Annotated in this window: 1 protein-coding gene and 3 pseudogenes; 3 read left to right on the forward strand and 1 reads right to left on the reverse strand. The window is 58.0% G+C overall.

The annotated features are described in order from the left end of the window. Window positions 1-1951: 1951 nt before the first annotated feature. From AC0L27_RS40580 to AC0L27_RS40590, 3 genes and pseudogenes are all read left to right on the forward strand, one after another. Window positions 1952-2253 (forward strand): annotated as a pseudogene (locus AC0L27_RS40580) (outer membrane protein); the annotation flags it as partial. A gap of 593 nt (window positions 2254-2846) precedes the next feature. Further along, a pseudogene (locus tag AC0L27_RS40585) lies at window positions 2847-3367 on the forward strand (transglycosylase domain-containing protein). 527 nt (window positions 3368-3894) lie between these two features. Further along, complete coding sequence (locus tag AC0L27_RS40590; protein WP_473323652.1) at window positions 3895-4380, forward strand: hypothetical protein; 486 nt, start codon at window positions 3895-3897, stop codon at window positions 4378-4380. A 141-nt stretch (window positions 4381-4521) separates the two neighbouring features. Here the strand turns inward: AC0L27_RS40590 and AC0L27_RS40595 are convergent. Then, a pseudogene (locus tag AC0L27_RS40595) lies at window positions 4522-4713 on the reverse strand (response regulator transcription factor); the annotation flags it as partial. Window positions 4714-5265: the final 552 nt, after the last annotated feature.

Below are 5265 nucleotides of genomic sequence, written 5' to 3' on the forward strand. Positions count from 1 at the left end.
GCTCCGCCGATCGCACGTTGTTCACCCCGCGCCAAACGGCGTAAGATCCGCCGAGACTCTAATCGCCAATGGATGAAAGTTCAGCGGCAGGTCAATCCTTCGATATCACCAAGCGGGGCATATAAGGCAGTGTCTTTCTCAGAAAGGGTCTGTCTCGTCAGTAGGCATGCCGTGGGAACGATCGCCGCGCCACCTTCCCAGGCGGCATCAAGGCGACGACCGTATGATTTAGGCCCTCGCTTTCAGAGGATGACTGCGGCCGCCCTCGCAATTCGTTGTAGTCGGCTGGCGGCCTGCCGTCGCGCAAACAACCCGGGGGCACGAGAGTCGCGCCGATTGCGCAGCCAGATGGCTAGTCTCCTCCACGTTCCAGATGCCACCTGAACGTTTGTCCATTGCCCACCAGCGAAGAAAGATGGGGCAACGCGGTCGGGATAAGCGCCCCACTCTGACCACCACATCGATCGGCATAACGAATTTCGGTTCCTGCAACGATCGAGGCGTGGATTTGCTCCCGGAGCATCCGCAAAATTGTGTCACGCTTCGCGCACTGCTGCTGTAGGTCACCTCGAGCTGGAATACATCTCGGCTGGAAGTCGCCGAAGGGACCTAAATCGTACGTAGCATCACTCACGGAATCAATCATCTGCCGCATCGCGCCGAGCAATTGTCGACCAGCGATGCAGGAGCGCGACGTAACACCAAGGCGCTCCTCCGGAGTAGACGTTGAGGAGGACGACAGCGCTCCTTTTTCTTGTGACCTTCTTCGGCGGCTCTGGATAAGCCTACGGTGTGCGGAGCTGGCGTTCCCGCGAAGTACGTGAGCGCGTCCAACTCTATGGTGCTCTCTGTCCTTCGGATGCTTCTGCCCCGCTGCCGCTCCGAGTTCCCGCAGCCCCGGTTCTAACGTCGCGTTCGGCCTCGTTCGCGCAATCCCAAATCGCGACAACGCGCGTGCTCGCGTCAGGTCCGACAGCCGCATGTAACGGGCGAGTGACGGCCGATTTCACCCGAGGCGCTGAGCGGTGAGGACCCCGAGTCGCCTGTTCACGGATGCGGGTCGGAGACGGTGGATCGCAACCGGCCCGGCCGTGCGGAGACCACTGCCGGACAGAACTCCAACCAGAGATGGTAGGAAATTCGCGCGCGAGCTAGCCCTTGAATTGAATTGGACGCGAGCACGATTGCGGCACCTCCGGTGAGGAGCATTTTCAGTTTCCTACGGCATCTACGGCGCTTCGATGCCCGTCGCTATCTGCACTGGTTGAACCGAGAGATGTGCGCTCGCCCGAATCGGATTTAATCTCGATCAAGCTCGCGTTGACCATGCTAATGGTTGATGGCCGAGCTAGATTCCCTGAAGCAACCTACCCAAACTAATAGTTTCGAAGGTGCGGCTTTCTTCCTAGAACTCGATCCGGGACCGGCAGTACAGCGGATGCATCATGAAGCCTGACGAGCGCCTCGCCGAAGTCCTTGAAAATAGCGCTTGCGTTGATGATGAGGCGAGGGAGGTGTGGGCACAGTGCCTCTCACCCACTGAGCGGCTGGCGTATATTCGCAAGCATCGCTGTCACTTCCGGTTTGCAGATTACGATGACGTGAGAGCTGTTGTACGCGGTCGGCGGTTCACCGGCTGCTCGTCGCAGCTCCTTCGATGGCGTCAGAGGATACGAGCGAGGACGCTGCAAAGCGCCTTGCTCTTCTCCATTGCGGTGTGGCTGAGCATCATCTGGCTTGTCGTGTGGTTTATCCGCTGAGATCAGCAGCCTACTTCGTCCACACGTACGCTAGCTTGCCCGCATGCGACCGAACATTGGGGCGCAGTTGGAGATGACGTGAAAAGCAGCAACCAGACGCAGCGTTCGATAAGAACATTGCTCTAGGTGCAAATGTTGCGACAATTTCGCGCGAACGTTGTTAAGACGCACGAGGCTGGGGCCTCGTAGAAATGAAAAACTTGTTGCTTGCGACTGTAAGCATTATGGCGCTTGGCGCGGTGACGCCGGCATTCGGTGCGGATCTGCCTGGTCAGCCCGTCCAGCCTCTCTATACCAAAGCTCCCCAGCCTGTCGCGGCCGCGATCGACGACTGGAGCGGCTACTATATGGGCATGGACGGTGGCTTCGGCTCAAGCTCGAATTGCTGGGATTTCACGGCGGCACGCCCGAGGGCTGTCATGATGCGACCGGCGCAACTGTGGGTGGCCAGATTGGCAATCGATGGCAGATGGGCCAGATCGTCGTTGGTGTTGCAGCGTGACCGCTGAACGATTCACGAACTGCGATCACCCTCATAGCTGCAGCCGTAGTGGCCTCATCATCTCAGAGCTGACCCCGATTGCAAGCTTGCGTTGTGTGGTTCTAGCCGCAGCCCGAGCGGCATCCCGACAGCGGCGCGCCTTTCGACGCGCGAACTCAACATAATCGAAAGCAGCAAGTGAATTAGATGATGCCGCGAACTCGGACCGCCGCGATCCAAGAGCGAACAATGGGAATAGCCAGGCCTATCTGTTCAATTACCACTATGCTTACGGAGCTGAAGTAAGGTGCGCTGCGTGTTGGCCGATCGTTACGCTGGGCGATCGTCGAGCCGCTTTCGGAGGCTTTAACATTCGGCATCATCAGCTTGATACCGTCCTTGATCGTGACAACCCCGATTTTTCATGAAACCGCCGGTCAGAATTGGGGCGAGGACTCTACCCACGCAGTGTGTCTGCCGGACTGCCGCGCGGGTCAGACCAGCGCTTGCGCTACGTTTAGCTCGATTGCGCTGGAGGAGGTTCCGGACGTCTAAATCAAGGTAACGCTTGCGACCGAGGATCGCCGCTTCTACAGACATTTCGCATCGACCTTGCCGCTATCGCCCGCTCATTCCATGCTAACTCGGGCATAGACAGCGTACACTCGTCAGTTAGCCAGCAGGTTGCGAGCATTCTAGTCCCGGCAAATGGAGGCACTGTCGATGACAGGGTTCACGAGGCACTTGTCGCGATTTCGCTCCAATGGCGGCTCAGCAAGGATGAACTCCTAAAGATCTATCTAGTGTGCAGATCGGAGCTAGCGTCTTCGGGGTGAGTGAGGCGGCACGGCTGTATCTCCACAAACGCGTTCAGGATATCGACCTGAGCGACGCGGCCATGCTGGCCGGCTTGCTAAATGATCCGCTCGATGTAGCTTCGCACATTGGTCTTCGGAATGCGCGTCAGGGTGCAAGCCTGGATCTCGATAAGCTCGTCCACACCGGATTCATGACTGATGACCAGGTGTTTGGTGCGAGGCACTACCCGGCACACCTAATGTTCGAGCCCGCGGAGGGGTCGTCGAACCAGGGACCACCGAAAATGAGGTTCTCACAGAGGCTATAACGCGAAACGGGGGGCAAACTAGCTGGACCGTCTTCAAAGCCGCACGTCCGTCATTATAAGTTTAATAAGCGCCTCTATAACTATTGCTGCATCAGTAGTGCTATAAGGCTTTGAGGGCACGGATCGCGTTCACAGTTCTAAAGAATCCGAGCCCCGCCCGAATAACTGTTGCGCTCTATGTCAGACTGCTCTGGGGCGTTTTTGATCATGGATCGGATCCTACCCGAGCCTACCCCGCCCCATGAGGCTCTTGTGAGCGCCGCATTTATCAAGGCTTGGCGCTTCAGTCGACACAGATCCGATCCTGGCACATAATCCTCGGATCTTGCTCTATGATCGCTTAGGAACTCGCTTGGAGTGCTCGGCCAAGACCGGCGAGCGGGATGTGCTGCGTCTTGCAAATGGAGCGATAAGAACTCTACGCTTTGAACTGGCAAAGCGCCACATTCGATCGACTTGCTTGGTGGCGACAACATAGTGGAGGACCGGAGACTCTGGTTTGCCGTGCGCCCTCGCCGCGAATCGGAATGACGTTCCGATTATCCGATCTGACTGTTCACGCGTTCCTGACGAGCTCGATAAGGGCGGTGTCGGTCTGCTTGCGCTGGAAATCCATCCTGGTTGCGCGTTTTCCGCGCCAACAGCAGTTTCGGACCCGCGGCGCACCCAACACAATTTTGAACCCGCCGCAAAATGGGGCCCGTCACTGGAGAAACCTGAGCGCGCGGTGCTCCATCAAGCAGGAACGCTCAGCTGCCCGGGCCATACGGGCGGAGCGCCTGTCGGTACCCGCCACCATGGCGGCGACACCATCGGTTGCCGCAGCATCACACTGCGGCGATTCGAAAGCACGGTATACCGCGGCTCGCCAGGTCGGCACGATCGCCGCTTTGCGGTGTTTCTTGCCGAAGACACTGTCGACGTTCCAGCGAATCACGGCTCCATTCGTGGGCGGCTTCCTCGGCCCGCAACTGGGTCCATTGCAGGGATCCAATGCCGAAGGCCGGCGATGAATTGGAGGAATCTCGCGCCGGAACCGCCAGATGATGGTCGGGTAACCCGCTGCTTTCGGGAGACGAGATCGGATTGTAACGGATTGATTCCGGTACCTGGCGATACGCGTCGCCGGGCACGCGCTGAGGGCCTCTATAAACTCAAATCAGTCTGAGACGGCGCGCCTTGACAACGCACTGGGTGCGGCTGGTTGTTTCCAGCTTTCGCATCGCGTTCTTAAGGTGAAAATTGACAGTATTCTCGCTAACTTCCAGTATGACTCCGATTGCCCAGGATGATTTGCCCTCCTCTACCCACCGCAAGCACTGTTTTTCCCGTGCGGACAGTACAATGTCTTGCACATCGACCATGTGTTTCTCCCGGAGCCGAGACGACCTAGCGAGAGTTCAGCAAGTCCCGTACCACGTGATAGAGATCGCAATATCTCGCACCGCAAGCCTCCAGAAAGTATCGATACACCTTGGAAGATTGCCACTCCAGCGGCAGAAACAGGGCGATCGAGGCCATCGCGACATGCGTCGTCAATGCGACAGAGCACTTGCAGCAATCACGACACTTGACGTTTACGTCCGCGCTTCCGGTCTCTGCGGCTCTGCTTCTCGACTAGTCGTACTGCGTCATAACTGCCGCCGTGATGTTGGGGCGGTGCTGCCGCAGCAAGGACATCGCGGCATGTTTTTGATGAGCGCTTTGATCAACCGTACACGCAGGGTTGCGATCGAGTTTGGAATGTGGCGTTCAGGCCGCAAGGGGGGATCCTCTGGGTCTATAACCGTCGGGTAGGACAGATGCCCGGAATGGCGCGGGGCGACGAGTTGCTGAGGGGGGAATCGTCTCCTTCTCGGAGACCAGGAATCCGTAGGCTGCGATGCACATCGTGGCGT

Source organism: Bradyrhizobium sp. Ken51, from assembly GCF_055807435.1.